Source organism: Cryomorphaceae bacterium 1068 (assembly GCA_027214385.1).
Classification (GTDB): Bacteria; Bacteroidota; Bacteroidia; order Flavobacteriales_D; family Cryomorphaceae; genus JAKVAV01.
In genome coordinates this window covers 14,629-36,196 of sequence record JAPVXR010000008.1, presented here as the reverse complement: position 1 = coordinate 36,196, position 21,568 = coordinate 14,629, and the positions used below count along the sequence as shown (strand labels likewise).

Here is a 21,568-nt window from a genome sequence, read left to right as displayed (position 1 = left end):
CTTATCTCAATAAGGTAATGGTGCCCGTCAATTCTTGAGGTACCTGCAGTCCATCAAGTTTTTGATTAAATACGATCATGTAAACATAGACACCTGTGTTGGCATAGAAATCAGAATTTGGTGACTCCCCTCTCCATGGCACATCTATGTTGTTAGATTGAAAGATCTCACTTCCCCAGCGATTAAAAATGAGCATTCGGTAATCGTATACCTCACAATCTACAACAGGCTTAAAAAAGTCGTTCAATCCATCTTCATCGGGAGTGAAAACATTAGGCACCCATGCAGGACACAAGCAGGAAGCAACTGAAATGAATAGACTATCCTGATAGATAAAGCATCCATCAGAATAAGTGAATGATAGAGTCTCTGTCTCGGTAGCCGTGTATGTCAAACCTACAAGGGTGTCAGAGAAAGTGTAAGGACCGAATTGAGGCGGGAAGTTGACGGTTGTTTGCCCTTCCAGACAGATATCCACAGCGGGAAATTCGAATATCTCAGAAGGTGAAAATGGAAAACCATTGACCTGAAAAACAAAAGATGCACTGCATATACCCGTGGTGTCAGTAATCAAAACTTCATATTGTCCCGGTTCAATCACAAGAATACTTGGCTCTTGGGAGCCGGATTCCCACAAGTAATCATAATCACTAGAAGTAAAGCCGATGGCTATCGTGTCTTGTCCTTGACAGAGAACTTCAAAATTTCCAAAAGAAGGCGGATCAATAACCGTTTCGTTTACTATCACAATCTCTTCAAAACCGGAACACGCGTTTTGACCGGTAAATATATAGGTGCCACCGGAAGATACTTGAAAAGACGTAATCACATCGCCATCTGAATCTAAGACGGTAAAGGGAAGATCAGAAAAGTCGAGGTCGATTACATCGCCTTCACAAATATTGAAGTTATTCTGAACGAATGATTCGGGTGGCGAGACGACTTCAATTTCCACAATTTCATCGATAGGGCAATTTAGTATCGAGCCGACTATCTGCAGTACGTAAGTTCCTACTTCCGTAAAGTTGAATTCTAGTGGATCTCCCTCATATGTCACAGGCGCGTTAGCTTCTAAAGTGATCTGTATATCTGATTCTGCTGAAACCGACCCCCAATTTGGAATATCTATAACAATACCGCTGCCTGTGCAAATGCTCTGATCTTCAAAATCGATGAAGTCAGAAATTACAACTTGATCAATAGAAATATCAATCTGTTCAGTAGAACATGCTGAAGAAAAGTTGAAGATATAAGTTCCCGTTTCTTCACCCGTAAAGACGTCAACCTCATCGCCATCGGAGTCTGTTATCATCCATTCAGGATAATCCGATGCATCAAGAATGAATTGTTCGCCTTCACAAAGAGTGACTTGCGTTTCAATATCGGGAAGTTCAGGGGCAGCACTTACCGTAAAAACCGCACTTGCTGAGTATACACAACCATTTGCGGTAGTGATAGTCAATGTGTAGTCTTGGGTGATTTCATTCGGGTAGGTCAAAGTAAGATCCCCAGCATTGGATGAAGATCCATCGTCAAACTCCCAGAAGTAGGATTGAATTTCTGATTCATCATTTTCCAAGTTGAATGTCATTTCAATCGGTTCATTCACACAGCCGGAAACGTCGGGAACAGATAAATCACCCGCACAAACGAAATCGCACGCCGAAGCGATGGGCAAGTCAGCAGTAGAAACTTCAAACTCAACAATATCAAATACCTCCTGTAATATTCGTTCGCCAGGTGAATAATCTATTCTCGTCAGGTTATAATTCAATAAAGACACCTCTGCATTCTCAAGACAATCGCTGTTCGTCAGGCATTCATTAGTTCTCGCAATAATGAAATCTCCCGAGCTGGAAACATTTGAAACAGACAACATGCCTTCATCAGGATTTGAGATTTGATACCCCCCAATAACACTGACTTCATTTGAAGGAATATCATTAGTGCCGGTCACAGCAGAAATTAAGTCTCCCGTACTCGGATCGACTCTTAGGTAATGAAGTTTTGAATTTGCTCCTTCATTGAGCGCTGAAACAAAAAGGGAACCGTTCTCATCAACACCAATGCCTGAAACATAGTTATTGTTAAAGCCTCCAATTTCTACTCTTCGAGACCAAATAACTTCAAAACTTTGATCAAGCTTGACAATAATTCCGGCTCTATTACCGGATTGAACATATCCTCCCGTATAATAGTGTCCATCGTAGCGCACGACCGTACTGAAAAGTGACAAACCTGCCCCTGTATATAAATTGTAATCAACGAGACTACCTGTGTTATCAATGGTAGCTACAATAGGTCGATGGGTTCCTGAAAAAGTCGCGTTATTCCCCACCACCAGATGCAAATCATCAAAAGAAGTTAGTGCACCGTAAAAGTGCTCATTATCAGTACTACCGAATCCTTTCTTCCAAATGACATTTCCGTTTTGATCAAATTCTATCGCGAACGCATCAGAAGATCCGTTGGATTGTGTGTGGGAAGTACCCACCAACAATGCTCCACCATTGTCCAGGGCGTGAATCGCCCGAGGAGATTCAGGACTGCCGGCCAGTCTTTTTTGCCACAAAACGTTGTTCTGATCAAAACAGACTATTTTGAGATGCCTTTGACTACCTATGAGACTATATCCTGCCAGAACGTAGTTGCCATTGGTCAGTTTTGTGTGAACTATCGGTCCGCCTGTATCATTAAAATCACTGCTGATTCTAATTGCATTAATCGGGCTAAGTTCATCTTGGAATTGATAGAGCACATAGTCGGTTTCACCACTTTCACTGATGCTACCACAAACTGAAAAACCGTCATCTTCACGAATGGAAGAACTTAAAGTGTTATTTCCATCAGAAGTATACGTTACAATCTGAGAAGATTCATCACATTGAGAAAAAGACTCAATGAAAAACAAAGAGGTAATTAAAAGAAAGAGTATTTTTTTAGGATCGCCCATCACCATCGAAAGTTCACAAAATACGACTTTATTTACAGTGAAGAAAAAGTCCTTATTCAAATCATGATTACCCCTACTATCCATGCACCAAAATGCCTAACCCGATTGTTCGCTGGCAACCCAAGAGTAAACCAATGTATGTGGTCATTTTCTTTGCCTTCGTAAATTTAGTGCTGACAAATTCAATGAAATTCTTGAAAGAGCCTTAAAATTGACGACTCTACCAAGGGTGAAAAATCACCGAAGAGGCCGTTAAAACTAAACATGATAAAAGATTTTCGCAATACTCTCAAGCAAACAGTAATCTATGGACTTAGTAATCTGTCCATCAAAGCTGCGGGAGTTATTCTTTTACCGCTTTATACCAGATCACTCAGCACAACTGAATTCGGAGAATTGGCCATTCTAGAAGTTTTCGCCCAATTTTTCGTTGGTGTCATTTCATTGCAAATTCCTTCGGCATTTCTTCGTTTCGGGAGCAATGACCTATCTGATAAAGAGCTTCGTAGACTTTACTTTACAGCGCTAAGCTCGCTGATGTTGTTTAGCCTCCTATTCGTAGGAGTAGCTCTTCCTTTTAAGGAACAACTGAGTACGCTAATATTTGATAACTCATATTATCAACTTCATTTCAAGCTCCTCATTTTCTCGATTGCTTTCGAAGTATTGGGCTTGCTTCCGCTCCAATTACTGAGGCTAAAGGAAAAGTCTGTCGCGTATTTTTTCTATGTCTTACTGAAGTTCGCAACTCTAATTGGCTTTGTATGGTACTTCGTAGTCTATCAGGATGAGAAGGTTTACGGAGCGGTAAAGGCAATCCTTTTTTCCAATCTGGTTTTTTGGATTTCCACTCTTCCCTTACAAATAAGGAATTTAAGTCTCTCCTTTAGTAAGAAATATGGAATTGAAATGTATCGCTATGGCGGGCCGCTCATTTTCACTAGTATTTCCGCCGTTTTACTGACTATTTCAGATCGGTTGATTATAAAGTTTTACGGTGAATTTGATGAGGTCGGTATTTACACCTTAGCTTATAAGATCGGTAGCTTATCAAATCTCTTAATCATCGCCAGCTTTTCTATCGCCTTCCTTCCTATTGCATTTAAAAAGCTAAGCCATCCCGATTTCAAGCCTTTCTTTAGCAAAACCTTGAGCATCTATGTGGCACTTATTGTTATCCTCACTTTGGTCGTTTCTGTTTTTGGTTTCGAGCTCACAAAGGTATTTAGCAGTGGAGAAAAGGCCTATTGGCTTGCAGCCATCTTAGTCCCTTTCATTGCATTTCTGTTTATTTTCAAGGCCTTAAATAATTATCTCGCTTATATTTTTTTGCTAACCAAAAAAACGAGATACCACGCTCAGGTCACTTTGCTCGGGGTTTTCGCAAATATTGGCTTAAACTTCCTGCTAGTTGCTGACTACGGAATGTACGGAGCAGTTGCTGCTACGGGGTTGAGCTATTGCATAATGACTATAGCTTCATACCGTTGGGCCAAACGGTTGATGCCCATCAATTATGAACTAATGAGAATTGCCTTGATTATTCTGAGTTGCGCTGCGTTCATTGCGCTTTCTATACCGCTTAATGACTTGGATCTTCTCATTCGTATTTTCTTGAAAAGCCTGATCATAGCGGCCTACCTTCTCTTACTATACCGTTTCGGAACTTCCACCAGCGAAAGAAATCGATTAACAAAACTATGGAAACTGCTCTTCAGCAAAGGAGGAATAAAGAAAATCGTTCAAGAACTTTAGCTGGACCTCCCAATTAATCTTGAATAAAGTGCAACAAGTCTTCCCGCGTCATTTTCCCAATTGAGCCCTTTGTTTTGAACGGCGTCGCGGGCATTGATGGTAAACCGGGCTATTTGTTCTTGATTTTTTAAAGACCAAGCCATTTGCTCAGCAAAACTCGTGCTATCTCCTGCCTCGAAGACTAAGCCTGCCTTATGATCCTCAACAATTCTCTTTAGCGGCAAACAAGATGAAACCATCAAAGGGAATCCAGAGTTCATTATTTGAAAAAGCTTGTGGGGGATAGTGTTGTTCGTATGCTCATTAGCATGGTGGGGAATAATATTAAGATATGCTCCGCGCATATATCCCAGAGCCTTCTCCAGTGGGACGTGACCCGTGAACTCGACGTAATTTTCTAACTTCCTTTCTGCAACCAATTGCTTCAGAAAACCAATCGTATCACTATTTCCAGCTCCCACAATCTGCAATCGAAAATCATCGCTGTACTTGAGCATTTCAGGCATGGCCTTGATGGCCGTATCGAGTCCTCGATGAGGGCCGATACCACCCACATAAACCACCCTATTCAAATCTGAATTATCCGTTTTACCAATTGTATCAAACCGGTCCTTCGGCTCAGTGTTCGATACCACGGTCACCTTATCAGTTGAAATATCGTGTATCTCGCATAAACGAGTTTTCATTTCATCTACTACGGCAATAACCGCATCGCAAGCTTGAACCATTTCACGCTCGCGCTCAATCCAGCGAGAATAATTGAAAAACATTTGATTCTTGAGCCTGATTAAGTGGTTGCGGCGCCAGCCGAACCAAACCTTTAATGCTTCAGGGTAGTTCTCATGCACGTCAAACACGCACTTAATACCTCTTTCTCGAGCAAACTGCAATGCCGTATTAACTATTGGTAAGTCGTGACCATGTACAACGTCGAATTCAACTTCAAGAGAATCCAAAACCTTTTTAATAGGTCGGTTGATAAAACTGATGGAATTCCAAATATCCACCCAGCCTTTCTTTGAATTTGTAATTACCTCGGCTGTTCTCACAACATTGCAGCCATCTACTTTTTCACGACGCGGCTCACCTTCTTTGCGGTAGCAAACAAGTGTTACGTTTGCACCCGCATCTATCAGCGCAGATATTTCTTTTTCTAATCGAATGTCCTTAGGATAAGGAGCATCAAGCAACATCAGTATTCGGGAACCTTCTAGCATTCGGAATCAGGTTTAAATTTTGTTCAGTTGTTCGACGAGTTGTTTGGTCAGATTTCGTCGATGATACTTTTGGATCATTTCAGAGTTATTTGCAATCGACGTGGAACCCAATGTATTGATCCATTTGAGTATTCCACCGTTATTGGTTCTGCTAAATACTTCTCCGGCCCCTGTTTGCTTTAGAATACGCTCAATGTCGCCACCTTCATTATCAGCAATTGCTACGATGGGTTTATGAAAGGCCAAATACTCAAACAGCTTCCCCGGAATAATACCTTTTGAATTCTTTACCATGGGCGAGATAAGCAGCAGCAAATCTGCATTGCTCATTTCTTTTAGTGCATCGGCGTGAGAAAGGTATCCCAGGTAGTTTACGCTTTCCGAAATACCGCAATCATCAATTTTCTTTTGAACTCCTTCTGAAATACTACCGGCAATTCTGAGTTCAAAAGATCCTCCATATCTCGCCAATGCTTCAAAAAAAACATCAGGCTCGTATATGTCTGACATCGTTCCGGTGTAGGAAATAATCAGCTTCTTCGACTCTGCCGACTTTCGTGGAACAACATTCACGAGGTCTTGCTCGTCAAATCCATTCGTAACCACATGATAGGCTCTATCCACTTTTTGCTTAAACAACTCCACAAATCCATTGCTCACGGTGATGCAAAAATCGGCCTCTTGCAAAGTTTGCTTCTCGAGCTTGGCATCGCGATTTTCAGCCCATTGGGTTCGAAGCATTTTCTCGTTGTAATAGATGTCCGTCCATGGATCGCGGAGATCCACACCCCATTTTATGCCCAGTTGGCGCTTCAAGCTGAGGCCAATCAAATGAGTAGATTGAGGTGGGCCTGTTGTGATGACACAATCAATCTCCCGACTTGAAATAATCTCTTTGGCCTTAGCAATAGCAAAGCGATTCCAGCCACGGCGCGCATCGGGAATGAAAAAATTACCCCTTAAAAATCGAGAAAATGAAGAATTTGATTTCTCATTGCTGAATCCTCCGTATGGCACTCTTTCCTTTCCTGCCGCTTTTGCGTAAAGCTGCAAAGGCTCAAAAGACTTGGTTCTGAAAACTTCTACCTCATCCCCTACTTCCTTCAGCAAGGACTCATCCCGTTGAGGGTATGAAGCTTGATCGGGATCGACGGTAAGAATAATGGGGTGCCACCCAAACTCAGGCAGGTACTTACTGAACTTCAACCAACGCTGAACGCCCGCACCACCTGCAGGTGGCCAATAATAAGTTATTATCAGTAAGTTTTTCACCTACTTTGAGGGGACAGTATAACCGCTCTGACGCTGACAGTGAACAATGTAATACCTGTCGGTGATATTCCTCAGGATGGGTCTGATTCCCAACTTCTTTTTTTCGGGATTCTTCCATTTGGCCGAATCCTTAATTTCCCATCCCGACCGTTCCATCAGCATATCAAATTGCTTCGGCTCAAACTCGTGGTAGTGTCTGTCCCAAGGATCAGTTTCGCTCCAATAAGCCGAAGCAAACCAGAGCTTAAGCGGAATTGAGGCCACAAGATTAGGCACCTCCAGCAAACGAAGAATATTAAAGGGGGCCAGCATGTGCTCAAAAATCTCAAAAGCTGTTACGCAATCCACATCCATTTTGAGGTATTTCTCGAAATCAACGTCCAAATCTTCGCCTCCCGTATTGATTACTTCATAACCCGCCTTCTTCATGGCTTCACCAAGAGAATTAGGCACTCCCAAATCAAGGATTCGCTTATTGGGTCCAATTGTATCATTAAGGAACTTGATGGTACTATCTATCCGTTTTTGCATAATTAGCTCATTAGGTCTTCGTAAACATCTTTTTCAGGCGCCTTAAAGTGGCGATAAAGGGCAAACAAAAAGAAGAAGAAAACAATCAATCCTGCGCCGGTACTAATCGTTGATGCCTGCGCATAGCTTTTAGGTTCAAATTTGAATTCGATCTTGTGACTTCCATCAGGCACGAGCATCCCACGTAGGGCATAATTGGCGCGGAAGTAATCTACCTTTTCGCCATCCAAATAGGCATTCCAGCCTTCAGGGTAATAAATCTCCGAAAAGACTACAGCTTGCGGAACAGGCGAATCGTAAATGTAGCTGATGTAATTCGGCAAATGCGCTTCAACAGCTATGATGGCATCAGCCGATTCTTGGAAGTTGAAGTCTTTCACCATTTCATTGAAATCGCTGTGAACGACTCCCTCAGATCGCAGTTCGAGCTCATCCAGTGCAAGAATTTCTTCGTCTGCACTTTCAGCTACTTGTATGTACTCTACAAACCAAGCCGGGCCAAAAGCATATTCATTTTCAAAAGGTGGAGCTTCGGGATTATAGACGATGTACTTCGTGTTGAGCATATTGGTGACATCCATTAATTCTATGGCTCTATCCACAGAGTTCATGTCAGGGGCACCCTGCAGCACGGCACCCAAAGAAGCAATCTCTCTGGCGATATGGAAATCATAAAGCTCCTGTACTCTTTTCAATTTTGCCCCATGGTATCCACCAATAGAACTGTGGAAGTAGGAAGTCCTGGATTCAAGAAAAGGGCCGTTTAGGTTCAACACGCGGTAATCTGTACTGAATCGAAGGGCCGCAAATTTTACATTGTCGATCTCTTCCTGACTGGCCCTTCGTGAAACATCCTTTTTGGCCTCATCTCGGTATTCCGTCACAGCGCTATTGACAGCATCACCTACTCGCGGGTTCATTTCCACCTCACGTTGCAAAATGTAAGAATCAGCGGCGGCAACGGGATATGCAGCAGCAGCAGTAGCTTCAGCAGGTTGCCATTGCACATAACGCCCTTTCTCTTTTTCATTGTTCACATACCTCTTCGATACAGGCCATAAATCACCAATGATCAGAACAGCTAATGAGACGATCAAAATCTTTTCATTCACTCTTCCTTTGGCAAATAGCCAAACCACTCCACCTGTGAGGAGCACGAATATTAAAGATCGCATGGCATCAGCAACAAGAAGATCTGCCCGAGCTTCTTGCAATGCTGAAACGTATTGCAAAACTGCTGCAGCACCGTCACCTTGTGATAGACCACTGAAAATCTCATTTTCCTGAGTGCTTAAGAAATTAAAGAATGCCTGAGGTGCTACCACAAAAGCAAGTAAAACAAGGGCTAATCCACCTGCCACTCCAAAAAAGAGTTTTGGCTTATCAGCAATCATTTGAGGCTTCATCCAAAGTTGGCGTAGAAAAATGAAACCCAAAATGGGAAATGCCAATCCTGCAATCGACAGAATTATGGTGACTGCTCGGAACTTATTGTAACCGGGTACGAAATCGAGAAAAAAGTCGGTGAGTCCCATGAAGTTCTTTCCCCAGGCCAATGCAATAGTGAGCATCACGGTAACCAATAGAGCCCATTTCAATCTATTCTTGACAAAAGCCAAGCCTAAGATAAAGAGTAAAAACACTGTAGCTCCAAAGTAAACCGGGCCGCTGGTGAAAGGTTGATCGCCCCAATAAGAGTTTGGAAATACCTGAGTCGCTTGATAGCCTTGAGCTATTTCTCGATACAGTTGAGGATTCTCCTTCTGCGTATTTTGATCGATCAACGCTCCTGATTCTCCACCCATTAAGTTGGGAACCAAAATGGTCAAGCTTTCTTTTATACCATAGCTCCATTGAGTCACGTAATCGCGGTCCAAACCTTCGGTGGTATTGGCTTCGTTTGAACTTCCATCGGGAGTGATGGTAAGATCAGTGGCTCCCCTAATCGAATATTCGCCGTACTCGTATGTAGGCCACAGATTGTTGAGATTGGCCGCGACGCCCAGCACTGCCGCAATCAGAAGTACAACTGAGGCTTTGATAAATTCATTGATCTTTTGTTGTCGGAAAGCCCGAAAGGCAAAAACAAGCACCATAAAGAGGACTAGAAAACCAAGATAATAGGTGATTTGTACGTGATTGGCGTCAATCTCCAAAGCCAAGAAAAGCGCAGCTACTGCTCCACCGAACAGGAACTTTCCTCGATAGGCCCAAATAATTCCCGCAAGGATAGGAGCCATATAGCCGATGGCATGCGCCTTTGTATTGTGACCTGCTTCTAAAATGATGAAGTAATAGCTTGAAAAGGCGAAGGCTACCGCTCCAACGGCAGCCATAGCAGGTTTGACCCGCAGAGAAATCATGAGGATATAAAAACCCAACAAGTAGAGAAAAAGGTAGTTTGCAGGCCTGGGAAGGCCAAGTGTCACCACATCATCAATGATGGATATGATGTCGTTTGAATGATCCACCGAAATCTGATAGGCTGGCATTCCGCCAAACATCGAATTGGTCCAAAGAGGGTCCTCTCCGTACATTCTTCGGTACTCAACGATTTCTTGAGCCATCCCACGAAAAGTGGTCTGATCACTCTGGTTCAGCTTATTCCCGTCAAAAGCAGGATAAAAGTATACTGCGCTTATGGCTAGAAAAGAAAGTACAGCTATAAGGTGGGGCAGAAATCGCTTTACTAATGGGTGTTTCATAATTAATCCAGTTCTTCAAAATCGACGTAATCTCCCTCTCCGGAATCTCCTTTTCTGTTCTTTTTGTTCTTGTCGGTATACTCTATGGTTACGTCTCCTTCTCTTCGGTTATCCTGTCTGCTTTGCGCAGATCCTGAACCTCTCGAGGAAGTATTTTTATTCATAAAAGGCATGAGCAGTCTTCCTAAAAGTCGGACAGCAATGTAAATAGCCAAAATGATCAGGAGCAATCTCATGTCGATTCAAAGATATAGAGATTCCTTTAGCGGCTGAGGTAGAGGTTTCGCTCACTGTAGATTTTTCTAAAAAATGGATCCATCAGCGTGTCAATAAATTGAATCGCCTCGCCGGTGGATTTCATCTCAGGGCCGAGCTCCTTATTCACATTCGGGAATTTCTCGAAAGAGAATACCGGAATCTTAATCGCATAACCGCTCTTGTTTGGCTTGAAGTCAAAATCAGTCACCTTCTTTTCGCCCAGCATCACCATGGTGGCATATTTCACGTAAGGCTCACCATAAGCTTTCGCGATGAATGGTACCGTTCGTGAAGCACGAGGGTTGGCCTCAATCACATATACCACATCGTCTTTGATGGCAAATTGGATATTGATCAATCCAACGGTGCGCAAAGCAATAGCTATTTTCTTCGTGATGGTTTCGATTTGCTCGATGATCAAATCACCCAAATTGTAAGGCGGCAATACGGCGTATGAATCTCCCGAGTGAATCCCTGCAGGCTCAATATGCTGCATTACTCCGATGATATACACATTCTCACCATCACAAATCGCATCGGCCTCAGCTTCGATTGCCCCACTTAAAAAGTGGTCAAGTAGAATTTTATTGTCGGGCATGTCGCGAAGGATATTCACCACATGCGTCTCCAGCTCTTCTTTGTTGATGACGATTTTCATTTGCTGTCCTCCAAGGACATAAGAAGGCCTTACCAGCAAAGGAAATCCAAGGTCATCTGCCAATTCCAAAGATTGCTCGGCATTGTCAACCACGCCAAACTCAGGATAAGGAACATTGTGCTCTTTCAAAAGGGTTGAGAAGCTTCCGCGATCTTCGGCCAGATCTAAAGCCTCGTAGCTGGTTCCGATGACCTTAATGCCGTAGCGACTCAGCTTTTCAGCCAATTTCAGTGCGGTCTGTCCCCCCAATTGTACGATTACTCCTTCCGGCTTTTCGTGAAGAATGATGTCGTAGATGTGCTCCCAGAATACAGGCTCGAAGTAGAGCTTATCGGCCGTATCAAAATCAGTAGAAACCGTCTCGGGGTTACAATTAATCATGATGGTCTCGTAACCGCATTCTTTTGCAGCCAAGACTCCATGCACACAGCAGTAGTCAAATTCTATTCCCTGACCGATGCGGTTTGGGCCCGAACCAAGCACTACAATTTTTTTACGGTCGCTTACTTCCGATTCGTTTTCGTCTTCAAAGGTGCTGTAGAAATACGGTGTCTTCGCTTCAAACTCTGCGGCGCAGGTATCTACAATTTTGTACACCCGATTGATGCCCATATCGTGTCGCTTCGAAAAAACTTCACTTTCCAAGCAGCGCAAGAGGTGAGCCACCTGACGGTCGGCATAACCTTTTTGCTTGGCTTCGAAAAGCAATTCCCGCGGAAGCGAATCCAGCGTATGGTCTTCAATCTTGTCCTCCAGCAGGATCAAATCCTCAATTTGCTTCAAGAACCAGTAGTCAATTCTAGTCTTTTCATGGATGGTCTTAAACGGTATACCCAGCTTAATGGCATCGTAGATATGGAATAGTCTGTTCCAACTCGGGTGCTCCAAACTGTGCAGAATCTTATCTTGGTCTTTCAATTCACGACCATCTGCGCCCAAGCCGTTTCGTTTGATCTCCAGCGATTGGCAAGCCTTTTGAAGGGCTTCTTGGAAACTTCTTCCAATCCCCATCACCTCTCCTACTGCCTTCATCTGGAGGCCCAACTCGCGATCAGAGCCTTTGAACTTGTCGAAATTCCAACGAGGAATCTTTACGATCACATAATCGAGTGTAGGCTCAAAGAAAGCCGAAGTGGTTTTGGTAATCTGATTTTTCAATTCATCCAAGTGGTAACCGATGGCCAACTTGGCGGCAATCTTAGCAATCGGGTATCCCGTAGCCTTTGATGCCAATGCCGAAGACCTCGATACACGCGGGTTGATTTCAATAGCGATGATGTCTTCTTTTTCATCCGGGCTTACGGCAAACTGTACATTACAGCCTCCGGCAAAATTCCCTATTGAGCGCATCATTTTAAAAGCCATATCACGCATGCGCTGATAGGTTCTATCGCTGAGCGTCATTGCAGGTGCCACGGTGATGCTGTCTCCCGTGTGGATTCCCATGGGATCCATGTTTTCTACCGAGCAAATAATAACAACATTGTCATTGTCATCGCGCAAAAGCTCCAGCTCAAACTCCTTCCAACCGAGCAGAGCCTTGTCAATCATCACCTCATGAATTGGAGAAACATGAAGCCCCCTCGTTAAGAGGTTATCAAAGTCTTTCTGCTCATGAACGATTCCCGCTCCGGCCCCACCCAAAGTGTAACTCGAGCGAATACAAAGCGGAAAACCGAATTTTTGTGCAATCTCCTTTCCTTCCAAAAATGAATTGGCAGTGGCCTGAGGAGCCATTGGAATATCAATGGATTCCATCAATTTTCTAAACGCCTCTCGGTTCTCCGTCACGTCGATGGCGTTGATATCAACTCCGATCATCTTCACCCCAAAGCGCTCCCAAAGGCCTAGCTCATCGCATTTTATGGCAAGATTAAGAGCTGTTTGCCCACCCATGGTAGGGAGTACAGCATCGATATTGTGCTTTTGGAGAATCTCTTCAATCGATTCGGGTTCCAGCGGCTTTAAGTAAATATTATCAGCCACAACCGAATCGGTCATGATGGTGGCAGGATTGGAGTTGATCAGAGTCACTTCAATACCTTCTTCGCGCAAGGAGCGCGATGCTTGAGAACCTGAGTAATCAAACTCACAGGCTTGGCCAATTACTATGGGGCCGCTACCGATTATTAATACGGATCGAATGCTTCTATCTCTAGGCATAACAGTGTTTTTGAGGAAGGTGAAGAGGAAAAGTATGGGAAAAAAGCTTCAATTGGGCGAACAGAATACGTCGATGTGCCTAAATTTTGCTTCATTTAGGACGCGAAAGTAATTGATTTTTTCCTTCCGAAGTGGAATACAAACCAACAGTTCAAGAGAAGTTATTTACACATGGTGAATTACGCCTCAACTATGCTATTTGGGGAGAGGGCAACCAACCGCTTCTCGCCTTCCACGGTTTCGGGCGAACCTATACCGACTTCATTCGCTTTACTCGTCCGTTTCACGAGGAGTTCACAGTCTATTCATTCGATATTTTCTTTCATGGAAAAAGTGATATCGGCTCCCGATCGCCTGATGGAAAACCGCTTTCAAAAGAGGAGCTGAAAGGATTAATCGAAGCTTTTCTGCTTCGCGAAAACCTGCCTAGCGCTTCGCTGATGGGTTACAGCTTGGGCGGTCGAATCTGCATGTGCATTGCCGAGGTATTGCCACAACGCATTGACGCTCTCTACCTCTTTGCTCCCGACGGATTGATCGTCAATCGCTGGTACGCTCTCTTGAGTCATTACGCCATTGGCCGTGTGGCCTTTCGGCAATTTATCAAATTCAATGCACCCTTCTATTGGATTCTGAAAGTTCTGCACAAAACAAAACTTATCAGCACCAAGCTACGCGACTTCGTTAAATCGCAAATCAAAACCCGCGAAAGCCAAGTACAGGTCTATTCTGTTTGGACATTCTTGAGAAAAATTGAGCCCGACTTTGAGAAACTCGGAACGGGCATGCGAGAGCATGGCATCACTGCAGATCTCTTCTTCGGTCTTTACGACAAAATCATTCCAGAGAAGAATGCGCGGAAATTCAGAAAGGCAAATCCTGAGATAAAGATCCACTCATTGCGCTCTGGACATATTATTATGACGGGCGCCAATGCCGCTCTAATTCAGAAAGAAGGGTTGATGCAATTGCCGAAAGGCATGGAAACAAAAAAACCGCCACTGCAATAAATGCAATGGCGGAAAAAAAATATGTTTGGAGCGAAAGGTTATTAACGCTTGTGAAGCTTCTCGTCAGAAACAGTAAGACGCTTACGTCCTTTTCTGCGGCGCGCAGCTAATACCTTACGGCCGTTTGCAGAAGCCATACGTGTGCGAAAACCGTGCTTGTTGCGGCGCTTTCTGTTCGAAGGTTGGAATGTTCTTTTCATGGCAATCGAAGTTCAAAATTCTATCCCGTTTTTAAAACGGACTGCAAAAATAGTCTTTTTGTGCTTACTGCAAAACGAAAGTTGAAAATAGTATTGCGAACAGAGTATCGAGCTCCCAGATGAGTTCTAATTTAGCGAAAATAGCAGGCTCTTTCCACTAAATTCATGCTGCGATTTGACTTAACAAATCACTGTGAATTTCAGCGGGCTAATAAGCAGCTATTTACCCCTCCCTTGAAAGAATAATTCAATGGGTTGTCTTTTTTTACTCGATTCTTTTCGCAAACTTTAAACGAAGTACTCAGAAAAGCACTAACCAAAATACGATGATACCCGACCCCACATAGAAATAAAAGGCCCGAGGTGTGGAGACCCCGGGCCAATCAAATACACCCATTAGCGATTAAACAAATGGAGGCATATATGAAGTAGTAAAGGTACAACTATCAGACCGACAAGTTCAAGGAGCTTCTCGCACCATGTCTCATTACAGCGTGGTCTGAAATAAATGCGTTTGCCTGCGCGAAGTCGGGCCTTAATCAATTTTTAATCAACCATGAAACGCTTTTTTACGCTTTCTTTTATCCTTTTATCGATTGCCCTTTTTGGGCAGAACTTGATACCCGATGGTAGTGCCGAAAACTACCTTGAGTGCCCTTCAAATTTTGGGGATATTGAAACTTGGTTGCCAACTTGGCAATCTTTTCGTGGATCTCCCGACTACTTCAATAGCTGTAGCTCCGGGCTTGGGTGGGATAACGACTTGGGATATCAAGAACCGAGAACGGGTGAAGGGTATTTGGGGCTTGCTACATTTAGTAAGAATTTACCTAATGTTCGGGAATATTTTGGAGTTGAATTGATGAAACCTTTAGTTATTGGCCAAGAGTATTTTTTAACCTTTTATGTGTCTCGAGCTCATCAATCCAATACTTTCAATGCCGCATCAAATAATATAGGAGCACTATTCTTAGTTGACAATAATTTGAACCCGGAAGAACAAGGCCCAACTCCTAATTTCGCAAACTTCAATGAAATCGAGATAGTGGAAGATACGGTCAATTGGGTGGAAATGTCCTATCAATTTATTGCAGACGAAGCTTATCAATTTGTAACTTTCGGTAATTTCTACGAGGATAGCCTCACGGATACGCTCAGAATAGGTGGTGAACAAACCGGGGAAATAACTCCATACTATTATTTTGATGATTTCTGCTTGACAACGTCTCCTGATGGATGTGACTTTACGAATTCAGTTCGTAATCAATATAGATTTGAGGTTTCAGTCTACCCAAATCCATGTATCGATGTGATCTATATAGAGCAAGAAACACCGATGATAAAGTTAGAAATACATTCACCGAGCGGTGTATTGTTGGAAAGCCAAATGTTAAATGGGAGGAAAAGAGTTAAGTTATCAATAGACTTACCTTCCGGACTGTACTTCTCAACTATTTACTCAATGCATCACAGAATAACAAAGCGTTTCGTGGTAGAAAATTAAATACCATGAAAATTAATAAGCTGTCCATCATTTTTATGATGGCAATGATCTGTCAAATTACATTCGGACAGGTAACTGTAGATGACAACGTTCCTGTATTTGGTCGTTTCGTTGGCTTCAATAACAACTCGGGCATAGCCCTCCCCATCCAAAACAAAGGTTTTGATGAAATCGATATCTCTTCCAACGGACGCATAAAGTTCGCCATAACGGAGCTTCCGGTCTGGAATGGATTGAACGGCCTGACAAGAGATAGTGTTCAACGAACCACAATGGGGTTGTTTGGTCAAGATGATCCCGCCAGATCAATGCTTCACCTTTTAGGAGATCAATATATCCCTAGTCCAATATCTCGCGCCTGGATGAATGTAGGCACCACCTACGAAACAAACCTTGACATTATGTATACGGGTCTTTTAGAAAGGCCGAGCCCAAGCTCTGATACTACACAAACAGATGCAGTAATCGCTTGGGGGTGTCAATACGAAACTGCAAATCCTGACAACTTTCGTATTTTATTTATTAGTCCAACCAGTTTTCAAGCGGGGCAAATCGGAAACGAACCCGAAGGAAATGAGGTTTTAAGAATAACCCCATGGGGTAACGTAGGAATGGGAAACTCATTTTCCAATGCCCTTCAACCCGCAAGAAGACTGGTAGTGCATGAAGCAACAGATTCAGCCCAATTTAGAATTGCATGGGGAGTGAATGCTGATCCCGTATTGGGGCAACATGGCGATTTTCAAGTTACTGAGAATGGAGTATTGCATATCATGAATAGGGACAGTTCAACAAGAAGACCAACTGTTATAGGTTTTTTAGAAAACGAAGATGATGATCCTACGGCATTTACATGGCTCGATGTAGGAGGTATAACCCGCATCAGAGACTTGCGAGAGGATTCATCAAGGCTTTGCAATCGACAATTTAATTCTGACAAAACAATGACCAAGGCATTGGGTTAAGGATATTACCTTTGCCCCCGCTTATGGCCGAAGAGAAAGAAAAAAAACCAAAGGTTTCCTTTAAGGAAGCCAGTCGCGTATTTCGCTACCTCAAACCGTACTCGGGCATTTTCAGCTTGGGTTTTGTGTTCCTGATCTTGAGCAGCCTTACGGCAATGCTCTTTCCCTACTTTATCGGCCAACTTATTGGCAACGATGGCACCGAGGGCGCAGTAGGCCAAATGCTGAATTTCGACGGACTCGAAGACATCATTCTGGCCCTTGCCGTGGTCTTTACTTCTCAAGCCATCTTTTCCTTTTTCAGAATCCTGCTTTTTACCAGAGTTACCGAATACACCTTGGCAGACATAAGACGAGACGCTTTCTCAAAATTGATCATGTCGCCTCTGGAATTCTTCAACCGCAATAAGATCGGAGAATTGACCAGCCGAATCGCTACGGACATCAGTAAATTGCAAACAACTTTTACTACCACCATCGCCGAGTTCGTGAGGCAAGTGATCACTATTGTGGTGGGAATCGCAGCATTGGTTTGGCTTTCGCCAAAGCTGTCATTAATCATGCTCAGCGTTATTCCCGCCGTAGCGCTCATTGCGGTGTTCTTCGGTCGGTTTATTCGCAAGCTATCCAAACAAACACAAGATGCCAGCGCTCAGTCCAACAGCATTTTGGAAGAGGCACTGCAAGGCATCCAAAACGTAAAAGCCTTTACCAACGAAGCTTTTGAGATGAGACGCTACGGTGTACGGGTAGACGAGATCAGGGCCTTGGCCATGAAAGGAGCCATTTGGCGCGGACTCTTCGTTTCATTCATTATTCTTTGCCTATTTGGCTCCATTGTTTTTGTGATTTGGCAAGGGGTATTGCTCACGCAGGAAGGAAACATGTTGCAGTCGTCGTTCATCTCCTTTATAATGTATACGATTTTCCTCGGAGCGTCCATCGGGAGCTTGCCCGATCTCTATGCGGGTATTCAAAAAGCCGTGGGAGCTACCGAAAACCTGATGGACATCATCGATGGTGATTCGGAAAACATCCAACACAAAAAGACCGATCTAAGATCTAAGACGAAAGGCGATATTGAGTTTAAAGACGTGAACTTCAGTTACGCTTCTCGCGAAAACCTCCCAGTGCTTAAAGGGATCAACTTCGAAGTCAAAACAGGCGAGCTCTTGGGAATCGTGGGCCCTTCGGGAGCGGGAAAGTCAACCATCACTTCCTTGCTACTCCGATTCTACGAACCGACGAGTGGAGGAATATTACTAGATGGAAAGGCCGCTTCAGACTACGACCTATCTACCTATCGCTCCTTATTCGGGATCGTACCTCAAGAAGTGATTCTATTTAACGGAACGATTAAAGAAAACATTGGCTACGGAAATCCCGAGGCATCGGAGGAAGAAATAATCACGGCCGCCGAAAAGGCAAATGCCATGGAGTTCATTTCCAATTTCCCCGAAGGCATGGAAACGCTGGTTGGAGAGAGGGGCGTGCAGTTAAGTGGTGGTCAGCGCCAACGCATCGCCATTGCTCGAGCCGTATTGAGAGATCCATGCGTTTTGATTTTGGATGAGGCTACCTCATCGCTGGACAGCAAGTCAGAAAAATTGGTTCAAGACGCGCTGGAGGAATTGATGAAAGGCCGCACCGCCATCGTGATTGCACATCGCTTGAGCACCATCAGAAATGCGAGTAAAATAATCGTGGTCGAAGATGGGGAAATCGTTGAGTCGGGCAGCCATGCTGACTTAATGGCGAATAATGATGGGCTATACACCAAGTTGCAGCAGATGCAACAAGTCAATTTGATTGATTAACGGTAAGTAACTTTCACGACCTTCTTCGTCTCAAAAAACGGTCGGTTAATCTTAGAGTCCAACTTGTAAATAATCGAAGGATAACGGTCAACTTCTTCTTGCTCTTCGCGCAAATCGCCGCCTTTTAAGCAGATCAATTCCTTTGTTTTCATTTTAGAATGCACGCAGTATTCCGTCAGTACTGCCAGCCGAGCCACCGCTCTGCTCACTACCGAGTCGAACGTCCCTTTTACATATTCTGCCCGTTCTTGAATGGCTTTGACGTTTTTGAGCTCGAGCGCTTCAGCCACCTCATTGACCACCTTAATCTTCTTGGCAGTGGAATCGATCAAAAGAAACTCCACATCAGGATAGAGAATGGCCAGGGGAATTCCCGGAAAACCTCCTCCCGTTCCAATATCCAGAATCTTCTGTCCAGACCGGGGTTGCCAAAAAAAGGTAAGACAAAGTGAGTGAAGAAGATGCCGCTCCTCAAATTGATCCATGTCCTTGCGACTGATCACATTTATCTTGGCATTCCACTCCTCGTAAAGAGGTTGCAGTGCGGCAAATTTCTCCAGCTTCTCTTCAGAAATTTGGGGAAAGTATTGAGTCAAAAGCTCAATCATTTAACAATCACGGTTTTTTCTAGTTTATGATTCAAACAGTTCAAATTCAAGCGTTGTGCTGAGCTTACCGAAGTGGCTTGCGCAGATCTGAAAATAAGGAGTTTGCCTTTCGCAATCGACTGTTTTCAGGACAAGCGTAACGCAGAAGTTGGACTTTTTGGACAGACACTAAATGGTGTCTTTGGTATTCTTCATCATGGTAGAGAGAAAATCTCTGGCACGAAAGAGCTGTGCTTTTACTGTACCAAGCGGCAAGTCGAGTTCTTGCGCAATTTCGTCGTAGGAATATTCCTTAAAGTAACGCAAGATTACCAACTGCTTGTAACGTGGCTTCAGCTTATCAACCACTTGGCGCATAGCCGCCATTCTTTGGTCGCGCACCATTTCTTCTTCGGGGTCTCTCACATCCGATTGGATGTCGTACGTCACATTGTCGCCATCTTCATTTCGCAGACCTGTATCAATCGACATCGTGCGCTTTTTGCGCTCTTTTCTGATGAAGTCAATACAATTGTTTGAAGCGATCTTAAACATCCAGGTACTGAATGCATAATTAGGCTGGTACTGCTTCAATCTGCTGAATGCTTTACCAAAAGCCTCGATGGTCAAATCATCCGCATCATCGGGGTTATTCACCATTTTCAAGAGCATGTAGTAAATGCTCTCGCGGTAGCGCTCCATCAATTCGGCATAGGCTGCCTGGTCTTGATCATCTACTGCCCTTCTCACGAGTTTGTAGTCGTGCTGGGCCTTTGGTGAGAGTTTTGATACTACGTCTTCCATGTAACTCTTTTTGAAACGGCATTTGCCGCATGTGCGCAAGTGGTGAAAACTAGAATGAGAATTTCAAATATCGGTGCTAATATAGTGAGGTCTGATTGACCTAACCAACGCGATGAACGCCTAAAAATAAGGATTTGAGCCAGAACACGGGTCAACACAAGTATCAAAGTAATCTCCAACCAATTGTGAGAAACTAATAAGACAATGCTTGACAGCCAAAAAAGAAGCAGACTGATCGGCTGCAGAAGGAGTAAAAAACGGTGAAGAAATCGGTAGCTTGAACCTGTGGTTAGGTGTCTTCGCTTTTGCATCCAATAGCTCTTCCAGTCTTGTTCAGGCGTACTTTGGACCTCAGCCTCTTTACCCACGCAAATGAATGTATTGTCTTTTCGAGCGATCTGATTGATGAGTAAATCATCATCTCCTGATAAGAGACGGTAATGAGACTTAAAACCTCCGACAGAGAAAAACGAAGATTTCGAATAGGATAGATTTCTGCCCACTCCCATATAAGGTATTCCGCAAAGGGCAAAGCTTAAATAGTTTAACCCTGTGCTAAAGGAATCGTAGCGAATGACTTTATTTAAAAATCCCGGTTGCGCACTATAAGGGCTGTAGCCCAAAACTATGGCGCCATCCATCGGAGCCGACTCTACCATTTTCTCGATCCACTTTCGTGAAACGGGTAAGCAATCGGCATCGGTAAAAATCAGCCTCTCGTACTTTGCGCCCTTTACGCCCAGCGTAATGGCGTACTTCTTTCCGCCTTCGTAGCGATCATTTTCATGAATATTGATCACCCTGAGGTTCGGATACTTTTCTTCATAGGCCTTTAGCACTGTTATGGAATCGTCTACCGAACTGTCGTTGATTACGATCACTTCAAATTTAGGGTAGTCTTGCTCCAAAATGATCGGCATATTGGTCAAGAGGTTCTCCTCTTCATTCCGAGCTGCTATAATAATACTGACAGGTGGCTTGGCATTCGACTTCTTTGGGTTTTTGAAAAAGGCCAAGCGGCCATTGATTAAAAACAGAAATCCGAATTGGACAAGTGTACTTAACACGAGTAGTGCTTTCCAAAAAATGATCGCCGATTCTGATGAAACATTGATTTCCATAGAGTCGCTAAAATTACTTTTTCGATTCCCTATTTCTATTCCTCTTAT

The 21,568-nt window shown here is 43.6% G+C and carries 16 protein-coding genes; 5 read left to right on the top strand and 11 right to left on the bottom strand.

Annotation, left to right across the window (positions count from 1 at the left end; all coding sequences use genetic code 11):
* Position 1: 1 nt before the first annotated feature.
* On the bottom strand, positions 2–3,037 hold the full coding sequence (locus O3Q51_11060; protein MCZ4409355.1) for a gliding motility-associated C-terminal domain-containing protein: 3,036 nt from the start codon (positions 3,035–3,037) through the stop codon (positions 2–4).
* Positions 3,038–3,217: 180 nt separating this feature from the next.
* Between O3Q51_11060 and O3Q51_11055 the strand changes: the two genes are divergently transcribed.
* Entirely contained in the window at positions 3,218–4,708 is a 1,491-nt protein-coding gene (locus tag O3Q51_11055) for an oligosaccharide flippase family protein (protein MCZ4409354.1), read from the top strand.
* On the opposite strand, the gene O3Q51_11050 is transcribed toward O3Q51_11055, so the two are convergent.
* From O3Q51_11050 to carB, 6 genes are read right to left on the bottom strand one after another with little or no spacing between them, the layout of a single operon-like run.
* Positions 4,705–5,925 (bottom strand): glycosyltransferase family 4 protein, encoded by a 1,221-nt coding sequence (locus O3Q51_11050; protein MCZ4409353.1) that lies wholly within the window; start codon positions 5,923–5,925, stop codon positions 4,705–4,707. The genes O3Q51_11055 and O3Q51_11050 overlap by 4 nt on opposite strands.
* Positions 5,926–5,937: 12 nt before the next feature.
* Positions 5,938–7,197 carry a glycosyltransferase family 4 protein gene (locus tag O3Q51_11045; protein ID MCZ4409352.1) on the bottom strand — a complete coding sequence of 420 codons (1,260 nt, stop codon included), beginning with the start codon at positions 7,195–7,197 and terminating at the stop codon, positions 5,938–5,940.
* On the bottom strand, positions 7,198–7,728 hold the full coding sequence (locus tag O3Q51_11040; protein MCZ4409351.1) for a methyltransferase: 531 nt from the start codon (positions 7,726–7,728) through the stop codon (positions 7,198–7,200).
* Positions 7,729–7,730: 2 nt separating this feature from the next.
* Positions 7,731–10,433 carry a hypothetical protein gene (locus tag O3Q51_11035; protein MCZ4409350.1) on the bottom strand — a complete coding sequence of 901 codons (2,703 nt, stop codon included), beginning with the start codon at positions 10,431–10,433 and terminating at the stop codon, positions 7,731–7,733.
* 2 nt (positions 10,434–10,435) lie between these two features.
* Positions 10,436–10,669 carry a hypothetical protein gene (locus O3Q51_11030; GenBank protein ID MCZ4409349.1) on the bottom strand — a complete coding sequence of 78 codons (234 nt, stop codon included), beginning with the start codon at positions 10,667–10,669 and terminating at the stop codon, positions 10,436–10,438.
* Positions 10,670–10,695: 26 nt separating this feature from the next.
* Complete coding sequence (carB, locus tag O3Q51_11025) at positions 10,696–13,512, bottom strand: carbamoyl-phosphate synthase large subunit (protein ID MCZ4409348.1); 2,817 nt, start codon at positions 13,510–13,512, stop codon at positions 10,696–10,698.
* A gap of 131 nt (positions 13,513–13,643) precedes the next feature.
* Here carB and O3Q51_11020 point away from each other — a divergent pair, with 131 nt between their 5' ends.
* The gene (locus tag O3Q51_11020; protein ID MCZ4409347.1) at positions 13,644–14,522 is read left to right on the top strand and encodes an alpha/beta hydrolase; all 879 of its coding nucleotides are present in this window, start codon (positions 13,644–13,646) and stop codon (positions 14,520–14,522) included.
* Positions 14,523–14,563: 41 nt separating this feature from the next.
* On the opposite strand, the gene rpmH is transcribed toward O3Q51_11020, so the two are convergent.
* Positions 14,564–14,722, bottom strand: coding sequence for a 50S ribosomal protein L34 (rpmH, locus tag O3Q51_11015; GenBank protein MCZ4409346.1), 159 nt, complete (start codon positions 14,720–14,722; stop codon positions 14,564–14,566).
* Positions 14,723–15,278: 556 nt separating this feature from the next.
* On the opposite strand from rpmH, the gene O3Q51_11010 reads away from it, so the two are divergent.
* Genes O3Q51_11010 through O3Q51_11000 form a run of 3 tightly spaced genes read left to right on the top strand, consistent with a single transcriptional unit; the run spans position 15,279 to position 19,008 of the window.
* On the top strand, positions 15,279–16,226 hold the full coding sequence (locus tag O3Q51_11010) for a T9SS type A sorting domain-containing protein (GenBank protein MCZ4409345.1): 948 nt from the start codon (positions 15,279–15,281) through the stop codon (positions 16,224–16,226).
* A 5-nt stretch (positions 16,227–16,231) separates the two neighbouring features.
* Positions 16,232–17,191 carry a hypothetical protein gene (locus O3Q51_11005; protein ID MCZ4409344.1) on the top strand — a complete coding sequence of 320 codons (960 nt, stop codon included), beginning with the start codon at positions 16,232–16,234 and terminating at the stop codon, positions 17,189–17,191.
* Between the two features lie 23 nt (positions 17,192–17,214).
* A complete protein-coding gene (locus O3Q51_11000; protein ID MCZ4409343.1) occupies positions 17,215–19,008 on the top strand; it encodes an ABC transporter transmembrane domain-containing protein in 1,794 nt (597 codons plus the stop codon).
* Here the strand turns inward: O3Q51_11000 and rsmG are convergent.
* The 3 genes from rsmG to O3Q51_10985 all read right to left on the bottom strand — a co-directional run bounded on the left by rsmG (position 19,005) and on the right by O3Q51_10985 (position 21,466).
* Entirely contained in the window at positions 19,005–19,613 is a 609-nt protein-coding gene (gene rsmG / locus O3Q51_10995) for a 16S rRNA (guanine(527)-N(7))-methyltransferase RsmG (GenBank protein ID MCZ4409342.1), read from the bottom strand. The genes O3Q51_11000 and rsmG overlap by 4 nt on opposite strands.
* 171 nt (positions 19,614–19,784) lie before the next feature.
* Positions 19,785–20,399, bottom strand: a complete 615-nt coding sequence (locus O3Q51_10990; protein MCZ4409341.1) for a sigma-70 family RNA polymerase sigma factor — start codon at positions 20,397–20,399, stop codon at positions 19,785–19,787.
* Complete coding sequence (locus O3Q51_10985) at positions 20,387–21,466, bottom strand: glycosyltransferase (GenBank protein MCZ4409340.1); 1,080 nt, start codon at positions 21,464–21,466, stop codon at positions 20,387–20,389. Before O3Q51_10985 ends, O3Q51_10990 begins: the two co-directional genes overlap by 13 nt.
* Positions 21,467–21,568 lie beyond the last annotated feature (102 nt).

Coding starts and splice junctions, on each gene's coding strand:
- O3Q51_11060 (MCZ4409355.1), bottom strand. CDS start 3,037: ATGGATAGTAGGGGTAATCATGATTTGAATAAGGACTTTTTCTTCACT.
- O3Q51_11055 (MCZ4409354.1), top strand. CDS start 3,218: ATGATAAAAGATTTTCGCAATACTCTCAAGCAAACAGTAATCTATGGA.
- O3Q51_11050 (MCZ4409353.1), bottom strand. CDS start 5,925: ATGCTAGAAGGTTCCCGAATACTGATGTTGCTTGATGCTCCTTATCCT.
- O3Q51_11040 (MCZ4409351.1), bottom strand. CDS start 7,728: ATGCAAAAACGGATAGATAGTACCATCAAGTTCCTTAATGATACAATT.
- O3Q51_11035 (MCZ4409350.1), bottom strand. CDS start 10,433: ATGAAACACCCATTAGTAAAGCGATTTCTGCCCCACCTTATAGCTGTA.
- O3Q51_11030 (MCZ4409349.1), bottom strand. CDS start 10,669: ATGAGATTGCTCCTGATCATTTTGGCTATTTACATTGCTGTCCGACTT.
- carB (MCZ4409348.1), bottom strand. CDS start 13,512: ATGCCTAGAGATAGAAGCATTCGATCCGTATTAATAATCGGTAGCGGC.
- rpmH (MCZ4409346.1), bottom strand. CDS start 14,722: ATGAAAAGAACATTCCAACCTTCGAACAGAAAGCGCCGCAACAAGCAC.
- O3Q51_11010 (MCZ4409345.1), top strand. CDS start 15,279: ATGAAACGCTTTTTTACGCTTTCTTTTATCCTTTTATCGATTGCCCTT.
- O3Q51_11005 (MCZ4409344.1), top strand. CDS start 16,232: ATGAAAATTAATAAGCTGTCCATCATTTTTATGATGGCAATGATCTGT.
- O3Q51_11000 (MCZ4409343.1), top strand. CDS start 17,215: ATGGCCGAAGAGAAAGAAAAAAAACCAAAGGTTTCCTTTAAGGAAGCC.
- O3Q51_10990 (MCZ4409341.1), bottom strand. CDS start 20,399: ATGGAAGACGTAGTATCAAAACTCTCACCAAAGGCCCAGCACGACTAC.